This is a genomic window from Rhodoferax bucti (assembly GCF_005876985.1).
In the GTDB taxonomy this organism is placed as follows: Bacteria; Pseudomonadota; Gammaproteobacteria; order Burkholderiales; family Burkholderiaceae_C; genus Allorhodoferax; species Allorhodoferax bucti.
On record NZ_VAHD01000001.1, the window covers coordinates 83663 to 105981 of the forward strand.

Consider the following 22319-nt stretch of genomic DNA (forward strand, 5'->3'; position numbering starts at 1 on the left):
GACATTCCGTCAGCCGTGAATAAAACCTAGTTAGGAGATAGATCAACACGGCTGGTTGTGCACCGCGTGACCACGCCGGAAGAAGACGAAGCCGCGCTGGTACGCGCCATCGGCCCGCGCCGCTACAAGCGGCAGGCCTTGATCGTGTCGGCCCCGGACACTCCGGCCGTGCGCCAGGCGCTGCAACAGGCCCGCGCCAACGGGGAGCATGTCGCCATGGTGGTGACCCGGGTGAACCACGTGCCCCAAGCCGACTACGTGGGCATCGACAACCATGCCGCCGGCCGCACGGCGGGCTATCTGCTCGGGCGCCTGTGCCACCGCGAGGGGCGCATCCTCACGCTCTCCAGCCGCCTGGACTACCTGGGGCACATCGAGCGCAGCAGCGGTTGCCGCGACGTGCTGAGCGCACAGTTTCCGCACCTGCGCTGTGACCCGGACGTGGCCGAAACGCATGACGACCCGGACCGCTGCTACCTCGCCCTGAAAAAAGCCCTGCAAGGCAAGCGCGATGTGGTCGGCCTCTACAACACCGGTGCCGGCTCACCCGGTATCCACGCCGCACTGCAACGCTTTGCCAAAGAAAAAGTGTGCTGGATCACCCACGAAATCTCGGACGACCACCGGCAGTACTTGCAACAAGGCGTGCTGGACGTGGTGATCGACCAGGACCCAGACACCCAGGCGATCCGCGCATTGCAACAGGTGCTGATGGCGGTGGGCATGGCCCCGTCCAGCCCGGCAGAAAAGTCGGGCGACTTCCGCCTCTACTTTGCAGAAAACATGGGCAAACAACCCTATCTCGCAGGGTAGAAGGGTTGTCGCCTGCGGGAACTCCCCATCCTCCGAGAACGCAGTTTTCAATCAGAATACGAAAAGAAATTCAGTTCCACCGCCGACTCCGGCTGACACCACCCACGAAAGACTCTGCACATGGCATCCAAGGGCAATGACAAGACCCCCGTCGACCAGTTGATCGCACGCATTACCGCGGAGTACGACACGCTAAGCAAGCAGCTCAAGGTGATTGCCAAGTACGTGGAGCAGCACCGCGACCACATCGGCATTGAAGGCATCCAGCAGCTTGCCGCGAGCTGCCAGGTGCAGCCCTCGGCGGTGGTGCGCTTTGCCAAACATTTCGGGTTTTCGGGCTTTTCGGAAATGCAGCTCGTGTTCCGCGAAGGCCTCACGCGCCAGCTGGCCCCCAGCCGCAACTACCGCTCGCGCATCCGCGACATCATCGACTCCGGCGCGGGCAGCCTCTCCAGCGTGGAAATCGCGCGTGAATTTCTGGCCGGTAGCCAAGCTGCGATGCATGAGCTGGAGGCCAACCTGGACGAAGCCACCTTCACCAAAGCCGTAAACATGCTGCGGGAAACGGATTGCATCTGGATTGCAGCCTCGCGCCGCTCCTTTCCCATCGCGGTGTACCTCGATTACGCGCTGCAACACACCGACAAACGCGTGTGCCTGATGTCCGCCTTGGGCAATATGCACCTGGGTCAAATGCGCTCGGTCCGCCCGGGCGATGTAATGCTGGCAATCTCGTTCGCCCCCTACGCCGAAGAAACCCTCGCTGCCGTGGCCGTGGCGCAAGAGCGCGGTGCCCGCGTGATCGCCATCACCGACAGCCGCATGAGCCCTTTGGCCAAAGAGGCTGAGGCCATCCTCATCGTGCAGGACAACTCCACCTTCGGCTTCCGGGCGCTCACCAGCACCATGGGCCTGGCGCAAAGCCTGTTCATCTCGCTGGCCTATGCGCTGGAACTGCCTTACCGCCCCACCTCGGCGCCGGCCCAGTCGTGAGCACTTGAAAATTTATATTTCATTTGAAATTTAAATTAGAAAAATATTTCCATATGTGAAAATTTTTCGTATAGTCCTGTCATCACGTCACGCGCGCGCGTGATTCGATATTCCATAAACACACGGAGACAGGAACTTCATGAAAAACGTCGCAGTGTTCGGCGCTGGCCGCATCGGCCGTATCCACGCCACCAACCTCGCCGCCCAATCCGGCGTGCAACTCAAGTACGTTTGCGATGCCATGCCCGCTGCGGCGGCCGACTTGGCGCAAACCCTGGGCGCACAAGTTGCAGACATTGACACCGTATTTGCTGACAAAAGCATTGATGCGGTCGCTATCTGCTCCCCCACCACCACCCACAGCGACCTGATTGCACGCGCCGCCGCGGCCGGTAAGCACATCTTCTGCGAGAAGCCGGTGGACTTGTCGGTGCAACGTGCAGAAGCCGTGGCCCAAGCCGTGTCGGCCGCAGGCGTGGCCTGCATGATCGGCTTCCAGCGCCGTTTTGACCCCACCTTCAATGAAGCCAAAATTCGCCTGGACCGGGGCGACATCGGCAACCCCGAGATGCTGGTCATCACCAGCCGCGACCCCGGCGCGCCACCGGTGGAATACATCCAGCAATCTGGCGGCATCTTCCGCGACATGCTGATCCACGACTTTGACGTGTTCCGCTGGATTTTGTGCGGCGATGGCGACAAGGCCGCCTGGCTCAGCGCCACCGGTTCCTGCCTGACCGACCCCGCCATCGGCAAGGCCGGCGATTTTGACTGCACCGCAGTCACCATCAAAACCGTCAAAGGCCGCCTCTGCCAGATCAACACCACCCGCCGTGCTGCCTACGGCTACGACCAGCGCTTTGAAGTCATCGGCTCCAAGGGCATGCTGCAGTGCGGCAACCACAAGCCCAGCGAAGTCACCCAAGCCACCGCGCAAGGCACCTCACAGGACAACCCTGAAGCCTTCTTTTTGCAACGCTACGCAGCCGCGTACCGCTTGGAGATTGAGCATTTCTTCACCCAACTGCAAAACGGCGGCAGCTTCCGCACCACCGTGCAAGACGGCGTGGACGCCCAAATCCTGGCCGACGCAGCCGCTGAAAGCGCCACCCACAACCGCATTATCACCTTCTGAGCAACACCATGACTTCTCCTTTGCGTATTGGTATCGTCGGCCTCGGCCGTTTGGGGCAACGCCACGCCCAGGCCCTGGCCTTCAGCACCCGCAACTGCGTGCTCACCGCAGCCTGCAGCCCGGTAGAGGCCGAGCAGGCCTATGCCCGCGAGCAGCTGGGTATCCAGCAGGTGTACTCCCGCTATGAAGACCTGCTGGCCAGCCCCGATGTGGATGCGGTAGTACTCGTCACCCCCACCTCCTTGCACGCGGACCAGGCCATTGCCGCCCTGCAGGCCGGCAAGCACGTGTTCATCGAAAAGCCCCTGGCCCTGAACCTGCCCGACTGCGAGCGGGTGCTGGCCGAGGCCGAAAAACACCCCGGCCTGATCGCCATGGTGGGCTTTGTGCGCCGCTTCGACCCCAGCTACCGTGCGGCCCAGGCCGGCATTGAAGCGGGCGACATCGGCCGCCCCTTCATCGTGCGCTCGCAAACCTGCGACCAGAACGACCCCGAAGGCTTCTTCGTGAAATTTGCCCCCACCTCGGGCGGCATCTTCATGGACTGCAGCGTGCATGACATTGACCTCGCCCGCTGGATGCTCGGCCGCCCCAAAGCCCTGCGCGCATTCGCGACCGGCACCATCGCCCTGCACCCCGGCCTGGCCGCGTGTGGCGATGTGGACAACGGTATCGCCGTGGTGGAGTTTGAAGGCGGCGCCAAAGCGGTGCTCTATGCATCCCGCACCATGGCCCACGGCCATGAGACCAGCACCGAAGTCATCGGCACCGCCGGCAAGCTGACGATTGGCGAGCACGCTGCGCGTGACCGCATCGTCACCAGTGATGCCCACGGCGTGCGCCATGCCGTGCTCAAGGACTTTTACGAGCGCTTCCAGGCCGCATTCGCCGCCGAAATGGCCGAGTTCGTGGCGGCCTGCCGTGGCGAGACCCAGCTCACACTGACCCTGTCCGACGCCATGGAAGCCACCCGCATCGGCCTGGCGATTGCCCGCTCGCTGCAAAGCGGCATGCCCGAGGCGGTGTAAACCGCGCCACGCCCGGTGACAGCCGGGGCTTCAGTGGAAGTCCCGGCTGCTGGTTTCCAGATCGCCGAGCAGGTGCGTCATGTCCACCACCCGCTTGGCGACCAGGTGGCGGACCTGGCCACCGCTCTCGTCATCACGCTGCCACACGCCATAGACCGCCATCAAGCGGGACTGGTACACCACGTGGCGGAACTGCTCTTTCACAGAGCGCCACACGATGACGTTCACGCTCCCGGTTTCGTCCTCCAGCGTCACAAACACCACGCCTTTGGCGGTTTGCGGTTGCTGCCGGGCGGTGACGATGCCGCAGGCGCGCACCAAGCGGCCACTGGGGTAGTCGCGCATTTGTGAGGCTGTCAGCAGCTTCTGTTTTGATAGCTGCTCGCGCAATAGCAGCAAGGGGTGGGAGCGCAAAGTGAGCCCTACTGCGGCGTAATCAAAGGTAACCTCCTCCCCCTCACCTGCCGCAGGTAACGCCAACGCAGCCTCGTCAATCGGCACGCCTTGCAGCAAGGCGGGCGCGGGGCGCAGGGCCGAGGCGTCCCACGCCTGTTGGCGGCGGTGGCCGCTGAGGGACTGCAAGGCATCGGCACTGGCCAGTGCGCGTACATCCTCCGCACTCAAGTCGCAGCGCAGCGACACATCCTGCGTGCTGGCAAACACCGCATGTTGGCGCGCAGCCACCACCCGATTGGCCGCGGCAAGCGACAAGCCCTTGACCAAGCGCAGCCCCAGGCGCACGGCATCCCCCTCCAGCGTGCAATCCCAGCTGCTGTGCTGCACATCCACCGCGCGCACTTCCACACCGTGGCGCTGCGCGTCTTGCACCAGCTGCGCCGGGCCGTAAAAACCCAGGGGCTGGCTGTTGAGCATGGCGGCCAGAAAGCAGGCGGGCTCGTGGCACTTGAGGTAGCTGCTGATGTAGACCAAGATGGCAAAACTGGCCGCATGGCTCTCGGGAAAACCGTACTCGCCAAAGCCCTCCATCTGCCGGAAGATGGCCTCGGCAAACTCCAGCGGGTAACCCCGATCGACCATGCCGCCCACCAGCCGGTCATGGTGGCCGCTGACGTTGCCATGCCGCCGCCACGCCGCCATGGAGCGTCGCAAATCGTCCGCCTCGCCGGGCGTGTAACCAGCGGCGAGGATGGCGATCTGCATCACCTGCTCCTGAAAAATCGGAATGCCATGGGTGCGTTGCAACGCCTCTTTGAGCGCAGGGTAAGGCGACTCGGCTTTCACCGGCGCATTGCGCGCCTTCAGGTAGGGGTGCACCATGCCGCCTTGGATCGGCCCCGGCCGCACGATGGCCACTTCCACCACGAGGTCGTAATACTTGCGGGGCTTGAGGCGCGGCAGCATGCTCATCTGCGCGCGGCTCTCGATCTGGAACACACCCACCGTGTCGGCCGCGCAAATCATGTCGTAGGTGGCGGGGTCGTCACGCGGAACGTCTTGCATGCGCAGAGGCTGCGGCAGGCCCCGGCGCTGCGTCACCAACTCCAAGCAACGGCGAATGGCGCTGAGCATGCCCAGAGCCAGCACGTCCACCTTCATGAGGCCCACGGCTTGGAGGTCGTCCTTGTCCCACTGGATGATGGAGCGCTCTTTCATGGACGCGTTTTCAACCGGCACTAGGCGGGTGAGCGGACCTTGGGTGAGTACAAAGCCGCCCACGTGCTGGCTCAGGTGGCGCGGAAACTTCTGTAAAGCGATGGCCATGTCCAGCCAGAGTTGCAGGCGGCGGGCGGAAGGGATCGCGATGCCTGCAGTGCCCGCAGAATGTGCGTCACCAGCCACTTTTTCGATAGCAGACTGCAATCGCTCCACCAACACCTCGCGGCTGTACATGCCGGGGTGCTCTTTCGCCATGGCGGTGATCAGCGCCTCGGGGATCTCCAGCGCGTGGCCCACATCGCGTAGCGCACTGCGGGGTCGGTAGTGGGCCACGGTAGCGGCAATCGCGGCCCGCTCACGGCCGTATTTGGCGTAGATGTACTGGATGACTTCTTCGCGCCGCTGGTGCTCAAAGTCCACATCGATATCCGGCGGCTCGTTGCGCTCTCTAGAGATGAAGCGCTCAAACAGCAACGAGGTCTCGGCCGGGTTCGCCTCGGTGATGTGCAGGCAGTAGCACACCACCGAGTTGGCCGCCGAGCCCCGCCCTTGGCACAAGATGCCCTCGCTCCGCGCAAAGCGGACGATGTCGTGCACCGTGAGGAAATACATCTCGTAGTTCAGCTCGGCAATCAGCGCCAGCTCTTTGTCCACCCGCGCGCGGATGTCCTCCTTCATGCCACCGGGGTAGCGCACGGCGGCCCCCTCCTCGGTGAAGTGGCGCAGGGTTTGCGCGGCCGTCATGCCCGGAATCACCGACTCCAGCGGGTAGTGGTACTTGAGCGCATCCAGATTGAACGTACAACGCTCCGCCACCACCAGCGTGTGGGCCAGTTCCTCGGGCGTGAACAGCGCAGCCAGCCGGGCGCGGCTGCGCAGGTGATGCTCGGCATTGGCCTGCAAGGCAAAGCCGCACTGCGCCACCGGCAGGCCGCAGCGCACGGCGGTCAGCACATCGTGCAAGGGCTTGCGCGAGCGGGTGTGCATGCGCACCTGGCCGGTAGCGACAGGGGCCAGCCCGCTCACCGCCGAAATCTGCTGCCAATGCACCCGCTCCAAAGCCTGCATGCCGCCTAGCCCCGCAGTGACTGCCAGCCAGCAACTATTGCCAAACAGGCCTCTAGCGCCCATCGCTATTGCGCAAGCAGCTTCTTTTTTGATAGCAAGCGGCAAGTGCAGCAGCACTTCGCAGTGCCGCAGCGTGTGCCAGGGCGACGCCTCGGCCTGCCCCAGCCAGGCAACCCGGTATTCGCCTTTGGGCGCCGCCATCCGCGCGTGGGTGATGAACTCGCACAGGTTGCCCCAGCCCTGCGGGTTGTGCGGCACCACCACCACGGTAAAGCCGCCCTGCGCATGGGGCACCTGAAACTCTGCCCCCGGCAGTATCCGCATGCCCAGCTTTTCATCTTTCACATGCTTGTGCGCCCGCACCACGCCGGCCACGGAACACTCGTCAGTAATGGCCAGCGCTGCATAGCCCAAGACATGCGCACGCGCCACCAACTCCTCCGGCTGCGACGCACCGCGCTGGAAACTGAAGTTGGTGAGGCAATGCAGCTCGGCGTAAGCAGGGGCTTCGCTGCAGGGCTTGCGGGTGAAAGGATGCAACACAAATACTGTACAAAATTACAGTATACGTAAATACACCCTCCAACCCCAAGCTAAAAAGACGCCTGCTCCCCGCACCAACTGGCCCCGCGCATGGCCTGGACCAGAAAGTCAATCATGGCGCGCACCTTGGGCGACACATGCTGGCGCGTGGGGTACACCGCGTAAATGCCGAACTCCAGCGAGCGGTAGTGCGGCATCAGCTCTTGCAGGGCACCGCTCTGCAAATCAGCGCCCACCATGAACGAGGGTTGAAAAACAATGCCCTTGTCCTTGCGCGCCGCGGCAATGCAGGTATCGCCGCTGTTGGTGCGCAGCACCGGCTTCACCGTCACCGCCACAGGCCCTTGCGGGCCGGCAAACTCCCACTGGTCGCCGGTAGCCAGCAGGCTGTACGACAGCACCGTGTGCGATGCCAGCTCGGCGGGGTGCTGCGGCGTACCGTGCTCGCGCAAATAGCCGGGGGAGGCGCACAGCACCATGCGCGTGGACGCCAGCTTGCGGCTCACCAGCGAAGAGTTGGGCAGCCGGGCAATCCGCACTGCGAGGTCGTAGCCCTCCTCCACCAGATCCACCACCCGGTCGGCCAGGGTGATGTCCAGCTCCACCTCGGGATACTGAGCCATGAAATCCGGCCACAGCGGCGCCAGCTCCAGCAGCCCGAACGACACCGGCACGTTGATGCGGATCAGCCCGCGCGCCACCACGGCCTGCGAGCTGACCTCGGCCTCGGCCACCTCCACATCCGCCAGCACCGACTTGCAGCGCCCGTAAAACTGCCGCCCCTCTTCGGTGAGCGAGAGCTTGCGCGTGGTGCGCTGCAGCAGCCGCACGCCCAGGCGCTGCTCCAGCTCAGCCACATGGCGCGACACCGCGGGCTTGGACATGTCCAGCGCATCGGCCGCCTGCACAAAGCTGCCGCTGTCCACCACGGCGGCAAAGGTTTTCATCTCCAGAAACTTGTCCATTTGTTTTGAATTTTGGAATAGTTAATCTCATTCAAACATATTTATCTCGATAAGAACAACAAATACAGTTCACCCATGCCTTCCAACCTCTACGGCGAAGGCACTGAAAACACCCTCTACCACCCTGAAAGGACATCGTATGCAAGTACTCGTGATCGGCGCCGGCAACATGGGCTCGGCCTTCGTCAAACAACTCAGCGCCGCAGGCCACCAGGTCCGCGTGACAGCGCGCGACGCAGCCAAGGCCGCCGCCCTGGCCGCCCAGTACCCCGGCGTGCAAGCCGTGGCTACCGCCGGTGCCGCCCAAGGGCAGGACGTGGTGGTCTTGGCTACCGGCTATGCCGACGCGGTGGGCGCCCTGCAAGCGGTCGGCAACCTACAAGGCAAAACCGTGGTGGACATCACCAACCCGCTGACCGCCGACTACATGGGCCTCACCCTCGGCCACAGCACCTCTGCCGCTGAAGAAATTGCCAAGGCCGTGCCTGGTGCCAACGTGGTCAAAGCCTTCAACACCCTGTTTGCGCAAGTGCTCGCCCAAGGCGCCACATTGGCAGACGGCACCCAGGCCACCGTGTTTTACGCCGGTGACGATGCTGCGGCCAAGCAGACCGTGCAAACGCTGGCGGCCAGCCTGGGCTTTGCCACTACAGACGCCGGTGGACTCCAAAACGCCCGCTACCTCGAACCCCTGGCCGGTTTGAACATTTACCTCGGCTACGGCGCAGGCCGCGGCACCGGCATTGCCCCTACCTGGGTCGGCAAGTAAGCCTTTTCATCAGCTCCTGAAGGAACCACCATGACACGGACATTCCGCACCGCCCTCATCGCCACGTTGGCAAGCTCCGCTCTCGGCCTGGCCTTTGCCCAAACGCCTGCTGAAAACCCCGCCACGCCCGCCCCCAAGCACGAGAAGCAGGCGCCCAAGGTGGAACGCAAGCTCAAGGTGTTTGACACCCTGGACTTCGATGTCTTCAGCAACCAGAAGTGGGACCGCCTGAAAGAAAGCCACTCGCCCGACATCGTGGTGACCTGGCCCGACGGCCACGAAACCAAGGGCCTGGACAAGCACACCGACGACCTGAAAGCCTTGTTTGTGTTCGCCCCGGACATCAAAATCAAGGAACACCCCATCCGCTTCGGCTCCGGCTCGTGGACTTCAGTGACCGGCGTGATGACCGGCACCTTCACCCAGCCCATGCCCATCGGCGAGGGCAAGACCATTCCACCGAACGGCAAACGCTTCGCCATCGGCATGGCTACCATCGGCCACTGGAGCGGCAAGACCATGGACCACGAGTGGCTGTTCTGGGACAACCAGGACTTCATGAAGCAACTCGGCCTAGCCAACTAAGCCATCACGCACCCCGCATCGAAAGGAATCGCCCTCATGGAAATCGGTATCTACACCTTCGGGGACCTTCCCGCCGATGCGCGCGGCCCGCAAGCTGCACGGCAGCGCCTGCAGGACATCCTGGCCGCTGCCAAACTGGCCGACGAGGCCGGGCTGCACGTCTTCGGCGTGGGGGAGCACCACCGCTCGGACTACGCCGTGTCGGCCCACACCGTGGTGCTGGGCGCGATTGCGGCAGTGACCCGCCGCATCCGGCTCACCAGCGCGGTCACCATCCTCAGCTCCGCCGACCCGGTGCGGGTGTTTGAAGACTTTGCCACGCTGGACCTGCTCTCGGGTGGCCGGGCTGAGCTGATGGCCGGGCGCGGTGCGTTTGTGGAGTCCTTCCCCCTGTTCGGCTTTGCGCTGGAGGACTACGAAGACCTCTACAACGAGAAACTCGCCCTGCTCCTGAAGTTGCGCAGCGATGAGCGCATCCACTGGCAAGGCCAGTTCCGCCCCGCATTGCACGGGGTGGAAGTAGCCCCCCGGCCGCTGGCCGGCACGCTGCCGGTGTGGATTGGCGCAGGCGGCACACCGCAGAGCGCCGTGCGTGCGGGCCAGGCCGGGTTGCCGCTGAACCTGGCCAACATTGGCGGCGAGCCGGCACGCTTCAAGCCCTTTGTAGAGCTGTACCGCCAAACGGGCTTGGCCGCCGGCCACCGCGCTGACGACCTGAAAGTGGCGATCTCCGGCCACCTGCATGTGCAAAAAGATTCGCAGCGCGCCCGCGAAGAGTTCTTCCCGCACTACACCCACTACATGCGGCACAACCTGCCGCAGCGCGACGTGGGCTGGGCCATCAGCCCGGAGGCCTACGCCCAACTGGCCAGCCCCCGCGGCTCGCTGTTTGTAGGCAGCCCGCAGGAGATTGCGAACAAAATTTTGTATGAACACGCCCTGTTCGGCCACCAGCGCTTTCTGGCCCAGATCGACATCGGCGGTCTGCCCTTTGCCAGAGTGGCGCAGGCGATTGAACTGCTGGCCGGCGAGGTGATGCCCATCGTGCACCGGGCGCTGGGGGTGTCGTCCAAGGCTTAGTCGGTGGGCGCGGTCTGTGGCGCCAAGGCAGTGCCACAATTTGCGCATCTTTTTTTTGCATGGAGACTGCATGACGGTGCCACCCACTCCGCCCCTCCCCCGGCAAGACTATGCCGTCAGCGTGGCACTGGCGGATGCGCCCCTGCTGGCGCTGCGCAAAGAAAAGATCACCGAAGCCGACATCGCCCTGCTCGACCGCTACCAGCTGAACGACTGGAGCGGGCGCCCCTTCGACCTTGCGAGCTTGCTGCGCTTGAGCAGCTGGTGGGTGAATGCCGACAAGAGCGTGCTGTTCATGGCCTTGGGCGGAGGTGCGTTTGAAATTCCCGAGATGCATGCCCTGGTGTGCTTTGGCGCCAAGGTGCACATCGAGTGCGGCGGCGGAGGCGAACGCGCCAGCGTGTTCGAGACGACGGAGCACGGCACGCGCATCACCGTGTTTGTGAGCCACATCCACATCCCACCCGAGTTGGCACCCCGCCGGGACGCCGTGCTGGCGCTGGTGGCTCAGGCTTTTGCCGCCACTCTGGGTGCCGGCACACCCGGGGCCAGCGGGCAGCTCACGGTGCGCTTCAGAAGAGTTCAATCAGCTTGATGGGCTTGCTCAGCGACCACCTTCACCAACCAAAGCATACGGAGCCCAAAATGCTGGGTGCTTGTAGGGCTTCATCGCCATCACTTTGAGCATGGCAGTGCGCAGGGCCTCTGCGCGAGTGACGTCTGGCGATGATTGGTACGCCGCGAACGTTGCCGTCGTGAGCAACATGGCGCTTTCACTTTCCACGGACCAGTGCGTAACCAGCAAACTGCGACTTCCCGCATAAAAGAATCCACGCGCCAAACCAGACATGGCCTCCTCTGCCCTGCCATCCGCGCTCGCGGTGTTGCAAGCACTGAGTACCACCCAGTCGGCATTCATTCGCAAGCTCATCACATCATCTAGCGTAAGCAAGGGCAATGCATCTTTTTGATGGGTACTCGCCAGTGCGAGTGCAGGTTGATCGAGGTTGGGCAAATCACCAGGCAAGAGCCCGTGAGTTGCAAATACCACCACCTGACGATGGCTTAAGCGACCATCCGCGCTGGCATCTAACACCGAAGCGCGCGTAGCTGCGTTACCCACAAAAATATCTGTCTGAGCATCTGCACCCAAAGTCTTACCCAATGCAATAACTTCGTCACGCGTTTCCGGCAGCGGCGGTAGCTCGCTGTAGCGCAGTACATCTACCCGTGGTTTTTCCAAATCGAATGACATGTCATTTCGTGACGTGACTACCGCACGCGTGCTATTGCTCGCCACACCAGTGGACGGGCGCGCACCCTGTGCGTCGGTGCGAAACTGGGGATCGCCCCAAGCCATCATGGAGCGATTGGCGGACGGGGTTTTACTCAGCTGCTGCAGAGACATCCACGCATTTGCCGATGGCACGCTGCTCAAGGCGTAGCGCTTGATCAACCAAGAGGGTTCTTGGTTCTTGACCTGCCGCACCGCTGCCGTAGGCAGCACCGCAAAAGGCAGCTGCCCCAAAGCACCCGAGGCCGCAACGATGAGATGCCGCTTGCCTGACATTGCGGACTCCATCGGCAACAGCAAATCTGTGTACAGCTCATAAGCCGACTTGGCGTCAAACGCAGGTGCACGTGCGCCTTGGTCTGCCACATCCAATGTGGCACGGATGCGGCGCACTTTCTCTGCAATATCGCTCTGCGTCAGTTTGCTACGGCTGAATGCCAACTTTCCATTTGATGCCACTGCGAATACATAGGTGGCATCGTCCATGGGGAGCACAGAAATAAACAACTCATCTGGGCGCAGCTTGGCGGCGAGTTCGGTCGGACCTGGAACCTTCGGTTGCAGCAACTGGAAGTACTCCGGAAATTCCGTTTGCACACGCTCTTTCATGTCGCTTCGCAAGTCCTCCAGCGCTTTGATCCTGCCGCGCATGGAGCTCACCACCTCTGGTGTACGGCGTGATGCACCTTCACCATTTTGCGCAGCAATATAGGCATACAAAGCGCTCAACTCATTCTTGGCATCTTGATCCTTGCGCACCAGCACCGCAAGATCAGGTTGCTTGATGCCGGAGCGGGCAGCAGACTCCGCAATCGCTTGCTGCACCGAAGACGCAATCAAATGATTGGCTACTTTGAAGGCCTCTGCGCTATCGGCATCGGTACGCGACTCCGACGCGGTCAGCAGCTGCAAGTAGCTCTTGAGAATGAGCGTCTTGAGCGATTTTCGATAACCGTTCTCTTGGTAATCCGTAGACAACACGTTAGGAGCGGTCATGTCGCGGATCGCGACTTCAAACTCGGAGCGAGCCTTGGCGTTTTCGTTTGAATCAGTGGTCAGCGCCACCGCATACAGGCCACGGGTAATTGCGGTGTAGTAATGATGGGGGCCAAAATTTTCTACATGCCATTTCAACGTCCCGTTCATCAGACTTCGAGCGCGCCCCAAAAAACCCATATTCATATAAACCTGTGCCCGAAATTCCGTGTGCCGGGCAATATTCGCTAACTGTGGACTATTGCCAGCTGCAGCATCCATTTCGGAAAACTCTACCGTAGCCTCTTGCCATTTCTTAGCCGCAACCAGCGCACGGGCAATCCCGGTACGGGTGTACAGCATTTGCGCGGAAGATGGATGCACGCCTTGCTGAATCTGTATGTCTTTTATCTTTTGGTAAACCTTAATGGCTTCCGCATATTGGCCTTCGCTGAAACGGAGCTCCGCCAACCGACGGTAAAAACCAATCATGGCGTACTCAGCAAAGCCATAGGACTTGCAAAGTGCGTAAGCCTGTCGCAGCACATCATCTGCCTCCAGCAAACGCCCCATGGAAATCAATATTTGCGCATGCTCATTGAACGTCCATACATGGTTCTGTCGCCCAGCGTATCGTGCTCGCTCGTCTACCAGGGCTTCGTAAGCTCGCAAAGTGTCACCTTTGGCATTGGCCAATATCGACGTATTTAAAGCCTCTACAAAACGTCCTTGCCGCATATACAGCCGGCCTTGTATGTTGTAAAACTCCATTTCGGCACGTGTATGCCAATAAGCCGCCGGCCCATACGGGCGGCTAGGAAACTCCGTTTTAATCGTCTCCGCAGCGTCCTTGAGCAAGGTTTCCGCACGCTTGAGATTGCTCTGATCGATATAGAAAATGGCCAAGTCGGATATGAGCCGCACTTTTTCCTGCGGATTTTTCATTTCCGCGAGCAACGCCTCAGAGCGCTGAAGCCCTTCATCCGCCTTTTCGGTGCCGAGCAAAAATGAAGCCAATACCCAGCGGGCGCCTAAGCTGGTGGATTTGAGGTTCCATTCCCGCAAAACCCGCTCTCTCTCGGGAACGTCTCCCAGCTTGACGGCTACGCTATCCAACACTTTGAAGTGGTTGTCCACCTGATCTCTGGTGGCTCCAACTGGCAAGGTAGTTTTCAACTGCGCCCTCAGGCTCACCAGCTCTGCTTCACTCAGTCGACTGGCGGAGAAGTTGTCAGCGCCTTGCGCACATACAGGGCTGCACAAGCCGAACAGTAATAGGTAGATGAATAATTTCATGGGCATTTCTAGCGACACATCATTTAGATGTTTCTACACCAAATCAGCGAGTCCACCCCATTAACCCAACACCCGCCTGAACATTCCAATCGCCATCTGGTAGCCCAGCAGCTGAAGCTCCGCGTCATAGCGCTCGCCTTCGTCGCGCATAAAGGCGTGTACGCCGTTGAACTCGTGCCAGGTGAAGTTCACACTGGCTTTCACCAGGGTGCTGTAGACCAGCGCCCGGCCTTCGGGCGGGATGTGGGGGTCTTGCTTGCCCCAGATCATTTGCAGCTCACCTCGGATTTCGGGCGTGCGGGTCAGGCTGTCGTTGCCGGCGTTGGACGGCGTCATGCCGGAGTGAATGTCGGTGGCATAAAAGCACGAGGTCGCGCGGATGGCCGGGTGCATGGCCGCCCGGTAGGCCAAGCCGCCGCCCAGGCAAAAGCCCATGGCCCCGGCCTGCCCTGAGAAGTAGGGCAAGGTGTGCAGGTAGTCCAGCATGGCTTGGGTATCGCTGTCATGGGCTTCCAGGGTTTTAGCTACCTTGTCGGCATTGCCCTTGTCGCGCCCGGCGTCGTCGTAGCCCAGCACGGTACCAATGGGGTTGAGCTCGTGAAACACCTCGGGCACCACCACGATGAAGCCATGCCCCGCCATGATCTGCGCGCTGCGGCGTATGGGCCCGGTCTGCTGAAAAATCTCGGAATAGAGCAGGATGGCGGCGTACTGTTTGGCCGCTGCGCCCTCCGCCTCTTTCGGGCGGTACACATAGCAGCGCATCACGCCGGTGGGAGTGGAGAGGTCAACTTCATGGGACTGGATTTGCACAGCAAGGGCTCCGGTGAAAAACGTGGCCCCGAGTATGACCCCCGCCCTGTCGCGCGGGTTACGCCTGCGGTACAAGAAACGTAGGCCGCCACCTAAGATGCCAAGCTCTCATTTGCGGCAAAGGACGATTTCATGCAGATCCGATTCGACAACAAAGTGGTGCTGGTTACCGGCGGTGGCGGTGGCATCGGGCGGGCCAGTGCGCTGGCGTTTGCGCGCGCGGGTGCCAAGGTGGCGGTGACCGACCGCGACGTGGCTGCAGGGGAAGAAACCACGGCACAAGTCAAAGCCTTAGGAGCCGAGGCGCTGTTCATTGCTGCCGATGTGATGCAAGCTTCCCAGGTGCAAGCCATGGTGGCGCAGGTGGTGGCCCACTTCGGCCGGCTGGACTGCGCCTTCAACAACGCCGGCATTGAAGAAGAGCACATGCGCCTGGCGGATTGCGAGGAAGCCACCTTCGACCGCATCATGGGCGTGAACGTCAAGGGCGTGTGGCTGTGCATGAAATACCAGATCGCGCAGATGCTCAGCCAAGGTGGCGGCGCCATCGTCAATACCGCGTCGGTGGCCGGGCTGGTGGGTGCGCCCAAGATGTCGGCCTACAGCGCGAGCAAGCATGCAGTGATCGGCCTCACCAAATCTGCCGCGGTGGAATACGGCCGCAAAGGTATTCGCGTGAATGCGGTGTGCCCCGGCGTGATCCGCACCGTGATGCTGGAGCGCGCCGTGCAAGCCGACCCCAAAGTGGCATCCACCGTGGCCGGGGCCCACCCGATTGGCCGCATCGGCGAGCCAGATGAAGTGGCCGCCGCCGTGCTGTGGCTCAGCTCAGAGGCGTCCGGCTTTGTGACCGGCCTGGCCCACACCGTGGACGGTGGGCTGACCTCGGTCTGAGGTGCGTCAGGCCCGGGCGATGCGGCGGCGCAACCACGCCACGATAGCCGGGCCATACATGATCATGGCCAAGGCGCCACCAATCAGCGGCAAGGCCAGGTACACCCAGCCGGTGAGCACTTCTTTGCCAATGAGCACGCCCACCACCAAGGCCACGGCAGGGTTTACAAACGAGTAGCTGCCGGCCACCGCAGCCGTGGTGTTTTGCAGCAGCCAGAGGTAGGCATTGAGTGCCACCAGCGTGCCGAACACCAGCAGGTACCACCAGGCCAACCAGGCTTCGTGCGACACATTGCCCAGCGCACCTTGTGGCTCGATGAGCGAGGCTGCTACCACCCCCATCAGCCCACCGGCCAGCCACTCGGTGGCTGAGGCCATGGCAGGGCCGGGCAAGTCCAGTTTGCGGGATGCGTAAGAACCCACGCTCCAGCACAGCGGTGCGCCAAAGGCGGCCAAGGCACCCAGCCAGCTGGCAGAAAAATCGCCTTCCATAGCCAGCAACAAAGCCCCCGCCACACCCAGCACCAGCCCGACCCAACTGGTAGTGGGCACACGTTCACCGCCCAGGCGCGTCCACAGTGCCAGCCACATGGGCATGGTGGTGATGACGGTGGCCATGAGTCCGGAGCCGATGCCCTGCTTTTGCGCAAACACCACCAGGTTCATGGACACAAACACCATCAGCCCGCCCACCAGCGCAGCATTGCGCCACTGGCGCCAGCTAGGCAGCTTTTCGCCGCGCCACAGGGCCCATGCCAGCATGATGGCGCCGGCCAGCGTGAAGCGGGTGGCATTCATCCACAGCGGGGGAAAGCTGTGCACCGCCACGCCGATGGCAAAGTAGGTGGTGCCCCAGACGATGTACACCAGCCAAAGCGCCACCATGAGGCGCCAGAATGGAGACAAACGCCAGCCTTGCTGAATATTGAGTGCCGAAATCATGAATAGTCCGTAAAATTTACGGCAAACAGCGCCGTTGGGCGTGATATTACCGAAAAACCAGCCCAATGCAAGCAAATATACAGACAGACGCCATCGACGCCAAAATTCTTACGGCGTTAGGGGAAGATGGCCGACGTTCTTACGCCGACGTAGGTGCTGAAGTGGGCTTATCCACGGCGGCCGTGCATGAGCGGGTCAAGAAGATGCTGGAGCGCGGTGTGATTCGCCGCTTTTCCATCAGCGTGGACCCGCACACCGTGGGGCTGAACTTCACCGCGTTTGTGGCCATTCGCAACGATGGCGGCGCCCACTGCCGCGACATTGCACCCCGCCTGCGCGAGCTGCCCTCAGTGCAAGAACTGCACAGTGTGGCCGGTGAATACGACCTGCTGGCCAAGGTGCGCACACCGCATGCCCGCGACCTGGAGGCGGTGCTGCTGCAGATCAAGGCCATCCCCGGTGTGGCGCGCACCACCAGCACGGTGGTGCTGAACACCGAGTTTGAAGACCAGCCTCTGCGCCTGCCCGGGGCCTGAGACCGGTTGGCTTACACCGCCGGACTTGCGCCGGGCTGGCGGGTGGTTTTGCGGAACTTCTCTTCCAGCTCCTGGCGTAGGGCTTTGCGCATCTGGGCCGCTTCGAAGCGGCGCACTTCATCAGGCGTTTTGGGGTGCAACTGGGGCACCGGCGCCGCCTTGCGGTTGTCGTCCACCGCCACCATGGTGAAGAAGCAGCTGTTTACATGGCGCACCTCTTGGGTACGGATGTTCTCGGCAATCACCTTGATGCCCACTTCCATGGACGACTTGCCGGTGTAGTTCACGCTGGCCAAGAAGGTCACCAGCTCCCCAACGTGGATGGCCTGCAAAAACAGCACCCGGTCCACACTCAGCGTCACCACATAGCGCGAGGCGTAGCGGCTTGCGCAGGCATAGGCCACCTGGTCGAGCAGCTTGAGGATGGCACCGCCGTGCACGTTGCCGGAGAAGTTGGCCATGTCGGGCGACATGAGCACGGTCATGGAGAGTTGGTGATTGGGGAGGTTCATGGCTTGCGGGTAGCGAAAGGCGTGCCAGTGTAAAGGGATGATTTATCCAGGAATATTCTAAAAATGTGATTTTTTTCACAAACAGGTCTTGAGGACCATCCATTCGGACTAAGGGATGAAAGGCGCGGGTCAACGACAATCTGTTACAGATTTACACAAAGGGTGGTTCTTATGAAAAAACTTGCTTCCGTATTCGCCACGCTCACCATGGGTTTGATGTCCTTGGGTGCTCAAGCAGCCAATTCCCTGACCTACCAAGGCGTTACGTTTGAATCCCGTGCACTGGATGCGGACACTCTGGAATTCTCCATACTGAACGCGACCCACGCCACCGGCGATTGGTTCGGAATTAGTTTCCTCAAAGCTTTTGAAATCAAAAACCTTGGCTCTGAAGTGACTAGCGCATCTGTCGTGAGCGGCCCCGGCACATCTGTCTCTACGACCATTAAGGGCTTGGCTGGTAACGGTTTGGGTTGCAATACCGGCAACACAAACGGCGCTTGCTTCTCTTTCGCCTCCCCCTTGAGCCTGACTGACAGCATGACTTGGCGCATCGACTTTTCAGCCAACGGCGCGTTGAATTTCAATACCCCTCATGTCAAAGTGCAATTTATGGACGAATTGAACAGTCGTCGCAAGCAAGGCGACTTGTTGTCACAGAACTTGCCTGTGAGCGCAGTTCCAGAGCCTGAAACTTACGCGATGCTGCTTGCAGGCTTGGGATTGATGGGCGCAGTGGCTCGCAAGCGCAAAGCTGCATAAGCGTTTGTCCTCGAGACAACCGACAAAAAGGCCCTTCGTGAACTGCACCCAAAAAGTTGGACATCAATCCAACCTTTGGGGCCTTTTTTATTTGATGCGTTAACCCACGAGGTAGGATGGCACGCATGGCTGCCTGTTCATTATTCGATGCCAGCGTGCCGGTGTTCGCCCGCTACCTCATTCAATTGCAGGGCTTGCTGGTCAAGGCCGTCGCCCACTGCACACAGCAGGGCATACCGGAGGCTGCGCTGCTAGAGGCCCGCCTCGCGCCCGACATGCTGCCGCTGGGCGTGCAGGTGGAGATTGCGGTGAACTTTGTGTTCCGCGCCTGCGCGCCGCTGGCCGGCCAGGCTGTGCCGCCCTTTGGCGAACACCACGAGAGCTTGACCCGGTTGCACGCGCGGGTGGCCGCGGCACAAGCCTTTTTGCGCACCTTGCAACCGGAGGACTTTGCGGAAGCGGCCGGACGCACCATCCACGACCCGGCCGGTCAAACCACCGTGGCGCTGGATGGCAGCACCTTTTTACAGCAGTACGCACTGCCCAACTTCTTTTTCCACCTCAGCATGGTCTACGCCCTGCTGCGCCAGCACGGCCTGCCGCTCAGCAAAGGCGACTTTGATGGCTGGCATGTGTACCGGGGCTAGATCAAAACGCTATGAATTACATAGCTGCTCGCGCAATACACACAGGCGCTACAGCCATTTTCTATAGCAATCGCGCCTGTAATGAGGCATCTGCCAAAGGCCGCAATCGCGCATAGTCCAGCAGCTCGGCTAGGCGTGCACCCTTGGCTTGCCATTCATAGACCACGTTTTCCGCCAGCAGCACGTAGTGCCACGGTGGGCCCCCGCGCTGCTCCGGTGTTAGCGCATTGATGCGCTCACACCAAGCCAGCGCCGCCTTGAGCTTGCGTTGCACATTGGGGTGCATCGTTTGCTGTTGGGCTTTGGTTTCGGCCAAGTACACCGCGTCTGCCGTGCGCACCAAAAAGTCGGGGGAATAGAAGGCGGGTAAACCGTCTTCCTTCACATACCGCAGACGGGCAAAGGTGTGGCGGTTCTCACTGATCTTGCAGAAGGCTTGTACATGCGAATCCGCCTGCGCCCAATGGATAAAGGTACGCTCCAACCCACCGTTGCGTGCGGGCCAACCCAGTCGGGTGTAAATGCACTTGCTCACCTCCACCGAATGGCTCTCGCGCAGCATCAGCTTGGGCACCTCGCTCAGGGCGCGCAAGTGCACCTCTGTCTGGCCGGTGGCGTGCTTCTGTTCGGAATCCAACAAGGCTGCAGCAAACTTTTCTGTGATGTGGTCCACCACAGGCTGCAGCAGCAACACACGCCAGTTTTCGCCTTCCAGCGGGTTAAAAGTCCCCCCAAACAACACCGTCCAGATGTAGTCATCCAACCAGCCCGTCAGCTCTGCGGTGTTCACCTGCAAATAGGGCTTGGCCAAGTGCGTGGCAATCTTGTTGCCCTTAGGCATGGGCTCACTTAGCGCTTGGCTGATGCGCCGCGTCAAGCGCGACAAGTATTCGTTGTAGCCGCCCACGTTCATTACCGCGCCATCCACCCGGTAATCGCCAAACAGCGTCGCGCTTTGCAGGTCTTGCGAGATAAAGGTATCGCCCTTGCCCAGCATGCCAGTGAGTTGATCCACGCTCATAGTGCTAAATGCCGGCAATGCCGATACATCCAATCCATCATGGGCATGCAGCTCATCCGCCTCTTGCAAGATGAACGGGATACCGAAGTCAAACGGCTCAAAGCCCTCGCGCAGCTCTGCCGCCATCACGTCGCCCGTGCTGGAGGTGTCGTCGGTATCGTCACCCGTAGTGCCTGCCAAGCCTTCCTTGAGCAAGTCGTCATAAAACGACTGAAAAGCCGGGTGCTCCACGATAGAGAGCACATCCACCAAGCTCCCAGGCTCCTGCCCGGCATTGATGCGCTCGCGGTTTTCACGCTTGAGGTCGGTGTATTCATCGTCGCGCCACATCAGGCGCAGGCCGCGCCCAATCGTTTGCTCCAACAGAATTTGCGCTTGGCTGGAACGCAGCGGCACGATGACGCAGATGTTGTTCACATCAAAGCCCTCGCGCAGCATCAGCACGCTGACGATCACGCGCGGCGTGGCATGGCTGTCTACGCTGAACAGGCGCTCCCGCACAGGTGCCCAGTCCTTCTCGCCCAACTCCGCCTTCTTGCCGGAGTCAATCAGCAAAATTTCGTCGTCGATATCGCCGTCGTATTTCAGTCCTTCTTGGTCACGCAAGAACTCTGCAACTTTGGGAGAAACGCCCGTGTCTTCACACACCACCAGCATCTTGGGGTGGCGGGTCGGGTCAATCTTGGCGAAGTCGGCTTCCAGCTTGCGCAACTTCTTCAAGCCAGCCCGCAGCATGACGCGCTGGCCTTCGCTTAAGGCGGGGTTGCCCGATTCGTCCCGCTCGGCTTTGAACTCCAGCGGCAGTGCGCCAATCTCCTTGCGCCGGTCCAGCACCAGCGACTTCACCAGCCCCGCACGCATGGCGCTCTTCAAATCAAAGTCCACCACGATGTGGGGGAAGTACAGCTTGCGTTTGTTTTTGCCACTGCCCACGTCGTTGTACGGCGTGGCTGAAAAGTCCACCTGCACAAAGCGCCGCCCTTTGGTGGCAGCAATGCGGCTCAGGCTCTTTTGCCACTCCACCTCGGTGGTTTCGCCCTCGCGTTTGAACTCATGAATGTGGTGCGCCTCGTCGTTGAACACCATCAGCTCCGGCAGCCCCGCCAGAAACTCCAGCACATTACCGCGCGCATAGCGGCGGTCCAGCACATCCAGGCTGTTGCCCGTAGCGCGGCCGGGCGTAAGCGGCAGCACTGCGCCTACCACCAGATGCGGGTCCAGTGGAGCGCCCAGGGCTTCCACATCTTCCACCGCGTCATCCATCACATCACCCTCAGCCAGCAGGTGCCAGTTGGTGATGGCGATCATGCCGTTGCCCGTGGCCTTGAGACCAATCTCTGCCTTGCTGCACACATTGCCGCGCACAAACGCAAACACCGCGTCTCGGTAGGCCTCGGGCACAAACAGGTCGGCAAACTTGAAGATGTCCGACGTGCTGAAGTCTCGCCCCGTGCTACCTGCCACCAGCTTTCCGCAAAACGCATCCAGCAGCCGCTCGTACACGATCAAGCCCGGCGCAACCACCATGAACTGTCGGGTAAACCGCGCATCGTTGATGCCCTCGGCCAGCGCCGCCGTCTTGTTCAGCAACTGCCACACCATCAGCGCCTGCATCACCCAAGTCTTGCCAGTGCCCGTGGCCATCTTGAAACAATATTTGGGGTGCGCATGTTTGTTAGAGGCCACCTCATTCATGCGGTTACCTGTGAGCAACGCATCGGGCGCGCAGGCCTGGTACAGGTCTAGCAACGTCCAATGTTCACGTTCCTGCCCCAACACTTCGTGCGCCACGATGGCGTTCAGAATGGCTTGCTTCTGCCCGGCGTGGAAGTTCAAGCCTTGGCGAGCCAACACCATGTCTTCACCAAACCACCACAGCAACAGCTCGGCGGTGGTCGGCGTCACCAAATCCAAAATATCCGCAGCGCCAGACTCCAAGCCCAGGCACAGCTGCTGGGTCTTGGCAGTCAAACCGGTGGCGAGGGCGAGTTGTGTGTCTTGTCCTTGCATGATGAATCCCTGTTTGTGGTT

General features: G+C 61.1%; 19 protein-coding genes. 12 read left to right on the plus strand and 7 right to left on the minus strand.

Translation table 11 applies throughout. The annotated features are described in order from the left end of the window. Positions 1-66 precede the first annotated feature (66 nt). The 4 genes from FDM28_RS00385 (at position 67) to FDM28_RS00400 (ending at position 3969) form a co-directional block, all read left to right on the plus strand. On the plus strand, positions 67-813 hold the full coding sequence (locus FDM28_RS00385; protein ID WP_170211543.1) for a substrate-binding domain-containing protein: 747 nt from the start codon (positions 67-69) through the stop codon (positions 811-813). A gap of 120 nt (positions 814-933) precedes the next feature. Further along, positions 934-1806, plus strand: a complete 873-nt coding sequence (locus FDM28_RS00390; protein WP_138511955.1) for a MurR/RpiR family transcriptional regulator — start codon at positions 934-936, stop codon at positions 1804-1806. A gap of 139 nt (positions 1807-1945) precedes the next feature. Continuing rightward, the gene (iolG, locus tag FDM28_RS00395) at positions 1946-2941 is read left to right on the plus strand and encodes an inositol 2-dehydrogenase (RefSeq protein ID WP_138511957.1); all 996 of its coding nucleotides are present in this window, start codon (positions 1946-1948) and stop codon (positions 2939-2941) included. An 8-nt stretch (positions 2942-2949) separates the two neighbouring features. Then, positions 2950-3969 (plus strand): Gfo/Idh/MocA family oxidoreductase, encoded by a 1020-nt coding sequence (locus FDM28_RS00400; protein ID WP_138511959.1) that lies wholly within the window; start codon positions 2950-2952, stop codon positions 3967-3969. 30 nt (positions 3970-3999) lie between these two features. On the opposite strand, the gene FDM28_RS00405 is transcribed toward FDM28_RS00400, so the two are convergent. Both FDM28_RS00405 and FDM28_RS00410 read right to left on the minus strand, forming a co-directional pair. Continuing rightward, positions 4000-7197 (minus strand): error-prone DNA polymerase, encoded by a 3198-nt coding sequence (locus FDM28_RS00405; RefSeq protein WP_240791854.1) that lies wholly within the window; start codon positions 7195-7197, stop codon positions 4000-4002. A 50-nt stretch (positions 7198-7247) separates the two neighbouring features. After that, positions 7248-8162, minus strand: coding sequence for a LysR family transcriptional regulator (locus tag FDM28_RS00410; protein ID WP_138511961.1), 915 nt, complete (start codon positions 8160-8162; stop codon positions 7248-7250). A 139-nt stretch (positions 8163-8301) separates the two neighbouring features. On the opposite strand from FDM28_RS00410, the gene FDM28_RS00415 reads away from it, so the two are divergent. From FDM28_RS00415 to FDM28_RS00430, 4 genes are all read left to right on the plus strand, one after another. Beyond that, positions 8302-8931 carry an NADPH-dependent F420 reductase gene (locus FDM28_RS00415; RefSeq protein WP_138511963.1) on the plus strand — a complete coding sequence of 210 codons (630 nt, stop codon included), beginning with the start codon at positions 8302-8304 and terminating at the stop codon, positions 8929-8931. Positions 8932-8961: 30 nt separating this feature from the next. Further along, on the plus strand, positions 8962-9516 hold the full coding sequence (locus FDM28_RS00420) for an ester cyclase (protein WP_138511965.1): 555 nt from the start codon (positions 8962-8964) through the stop codon (positions 9514-9516). A gap of 36 nt (positions 9517-9552) precedes the next feature. Continuing rightward, positions 9553-10596, plus strand: a complete 1044-nt coding sequence (locus tag FDM28_RS00425) for an LLM class flavin-dependent oxidoreductase (protein ID WP_138511967.1) — start codon at positions 9553-9555, stop codon at positions 10594-10596. Between the two features lie 70 nt (positions 10597-10666). Next, positions 10667-11191 (plus strand): hypothetical protein, encoded by a 525-nt coding sequence (locus tag FDM28_RS00430; RefSeq protein WP_138511969.1) that lies wholly within the window; start codon positions 10667-10669, stop codon positions 11189-11191. A gap of 9 nt (positions 11192-11200) precedes the next feature. On the opposite strand, the gene FDM28_RS00435 is transcribed toward FDM28_RS00430, so the two are convergent. Further along, positions 11201-14161, minus strand: a complete 2961-nt coding sequence (locus FDM28_RS00435) for a CHAT domain-containing protein (RefSeq protein WP_170211544.1) — start codon at positions 14159-14161, stop codon at positions 11201-11203. A gap of 60 nt (positions 14162-14221) precedes the next feature. Then, positions 14222-14974 carry a dienelactone hydrolase family protein gene (locus FDM28_RS00440; RefSeq protein WP_138511973.1) on the minus strand — a complete coding sequence of 251 codons (753 nt, stop codon included), beginning with the start codon at positions 14972-14974 and terminating at the stop codon, positions 14222-14224. 132 nt (positions 14975-15106) lie between these two features. Here FDM28_RS00440 and FDM28_RS00445 point away from each other — a divergent pair, with 132 nt between their 5' ends. After that, positions 15107-15868, plus strand: a complete 762-nt coding sequence (locus FDM28_RS00445; protein ID WP_138511975.1) for an SDR family oxidoreductase — start codon at positions 15107-15109, stop codon at positions 15866-15868. 6 nt (positions 15869-15874) lie between these two features. Here the strand turns inward: FDM28_RS00445 and FDM28_RS00450 are convergent, their stop codons facing one another. After that, positions 15875-16810 carry an EamA family transporter gene (locus tag FDM28_RS00450; protein ID WP_138511977.1) on the minus strand — a complete coding sequence of 312 codons (936 nt, stop codon included), beginning with the start codon at positions 16808-16810 and terminating at the stop codon, positions 15875-15877. A 65-nt stretch (positions 16811-16875) separates the two neighbouring features. Here FDM28_RS00450 and FDM28_RS00455 point away from each other — a divergent pair, with 65 nt between their 5' ends. Beyond that, complete coding sequence (locus tag FDM28_RS00455) at positions 16876-17346, plus strand: Lrp/AsnC family transcriptional regulator (RefSeq protein ID WP_240791855.1); 471 nt, start codon at positions 16876-16878, stop codon at positions 17344-17346. A gap of 11 nt (positions 17347-17357) precedes the next feature. On the opposite strand, the gene FDM28_RS00460 is transcribed toward FDM28_RS00455, so the two are convergent. Then, on the minus strand, positions 17358-17858 hold the full coding sequence (locus FDM28_RS00460) for an acyl-CoA thioesterase (RefSeq protein ID WP_138511979.1): 501 nt from the start codon (positions 17856-17858) through the stop codon (positions 17358-17360). A gap of 171 nt (positions 17859-18029) precedes the next feature. Here FDM28_RS00460 and FDM28_RS17810 point away from each other — a divergent pair, with 171 nt between their 5' ends. Together FDM28_RS17810 and FDM28_RS00470 are read left to right on the plus strand one after the other, a co-directional pair. Continuing rightward, complete coding sequence (locus FDM28_RS17810; protein ID WP_240791856.1) at positions 18030-18620, plus strand: PEP-CTERM sorting domain-containing protein; 591 nt, start codon at positions 18030-18032, stop codon at positions 18618-18620. Positions 18621-18745: 125 nt separating this feature from the next. Continuing rightward, positions 18746-19267, plus strand: a complete 522-nt coding sequence (locus tag FDM28_RS00470) for a DUF1993 domain-containing protein (RefSeq protein WP_170211546.1) — start codon at positions 18746-18748, stop codon at positions 19265-19267. 61 nt (positions 19268-19328) lie between these two features. Here the strand turns inward: FDM28_RS00470 and FDM28_RS00475 are convergent, their stop codons facing one another. Then, positions 19329-22298: a DEAD/DEAH box helicase family protein gene (locus FDM28_RS00475; protein ID WP_138511983.1), complete on the minus strand. Its 2970-nt coding sequence runs from the start codon at positions 22296-22298 to the stop codon at positions 19329-19331. Positions 22299-22319: the final 21 nt, after the last annotated feature.

What these genes read in the sequence shown, in the direction of transcription:
- iolG (WP_138511957.1), top strand. Translation starts at nt 1,946, where the DNA reads ATGAAAAACGTCGCAGTGTTCGGCGCTGGCCGCATCGGCCGTATCCAC.
- FDM28_RS00430 (WP_138511969.1), top strand. Translation starts at nt 10,667, where the DNA reads ATGACGGTGCCACCCACTCCGCCCCTCCCCCGGCAAGACTATGCCGTC.
- FDM28_RS00420 (WP_138511965.1), top strand. Translation starts at nt 8,962, where the DNA reads ATGACACGGACATTCCGCACCGCCCTCATCGCCACGTTGGCAAGCTCC.
- FDM28_RS00460 (WP_138511979.1), bottom strand. Translation starts at nt 17,858, where the DNA reads ATGAACCTCCCCAATCACCAACTCTCCATGACCGTGCTCATGTCGCCC.
- FDM28_RS00410 (WP_138511961.1), bottom strand. Translation starts at nt 8,162, where the DNA reads ATGGACAAGTTTCTGGAGATGAAAACCTTTGCCGCCGTGGTGGACAGC.
- FDM28_RS00400 (WP_138511959.1), top strand. Translation starts at nt 2,950, where the DNA reads ATGACTTCTCCTTTGCGTATTGGTATCGTCGGCCTCGGCCGTTTGGGG.
- FDM28_RS00450 (WP_138511977.1), bottom strand. Translation starts at nt 16,810, where the DNA reads ATGATTTCGGCACTCAATATTCAGCAAGGCTGGCGTTTGTCTCCATTC.
- FDM28_RS00445 (WP_138511975.1), top strand. Translation starts at nt 15,107, where the DNA reads ATGCAGATCCGATTCGACAACAAAGTGGTGCTGGTTACCGGCGGTGGC.
- FDM28_RS00455 (WP_240791855.1), top strand. Translation starts at nt 16,876, where the DNA reads ATGCAAGCAAATATACAGACAGACGCCATCGACGCCAAAATTCTTACG.
- FDM28_RS00390 (WP_138511955.1), top strand. Translation starts at nt 934, where the DNA reads ATGGCATCCAAGGGCAATGACAAGACCCCCGTCGACCAGTTGATCGCA.
- FDM28_RS00425 (WP_138511967.1), top strand. Translation starts at nt 9,553, where the DNA reads ATGGAAATCGGTATCTACACCTTCGGGGACCTTCCCGCCGATGCGCGC.
- FDM28_RS17810 (WP_240791856.1), top strand. Translation starts at nt 18,030, where the DNA reads ATGAAAAAACTTGCTTCCGTATTCGCCACGCTCACCATGGGTTTGATG.
- FDM28_RS00470 (WP_170211546.1), top strand. Translation starts at nt 18,746, where the DNA reads ATGGCTGCCTGTTCATTATTCGATGCCAGCGTGCCGGTGTTCGCCCGC.
- FDM28_RS00435 (WP_170211544.1), bottom strand. Translation starts at nt 14,161, where the DNA reads ATGAAATTATTCATCTACCTATTACTGTTCGGCTTGTGCAGCCCTGTA.
- FDM28_RS00415 (WP_138511963.1), top strand. Translation starts at nt 8,302, where the DNA reads ATGCAAGTACTCGTGATCGGCGCCGGCAACATGGGCTCGGCCTTCGTC.
- FDM28_RS00475 (WP_138511983.1), bottom strand. Translation starts at nt 22,298, where the DNA reads ATGCAAGGACAAGACACACAACTCGCCCTCGCCACCGGTTTGACTGCC.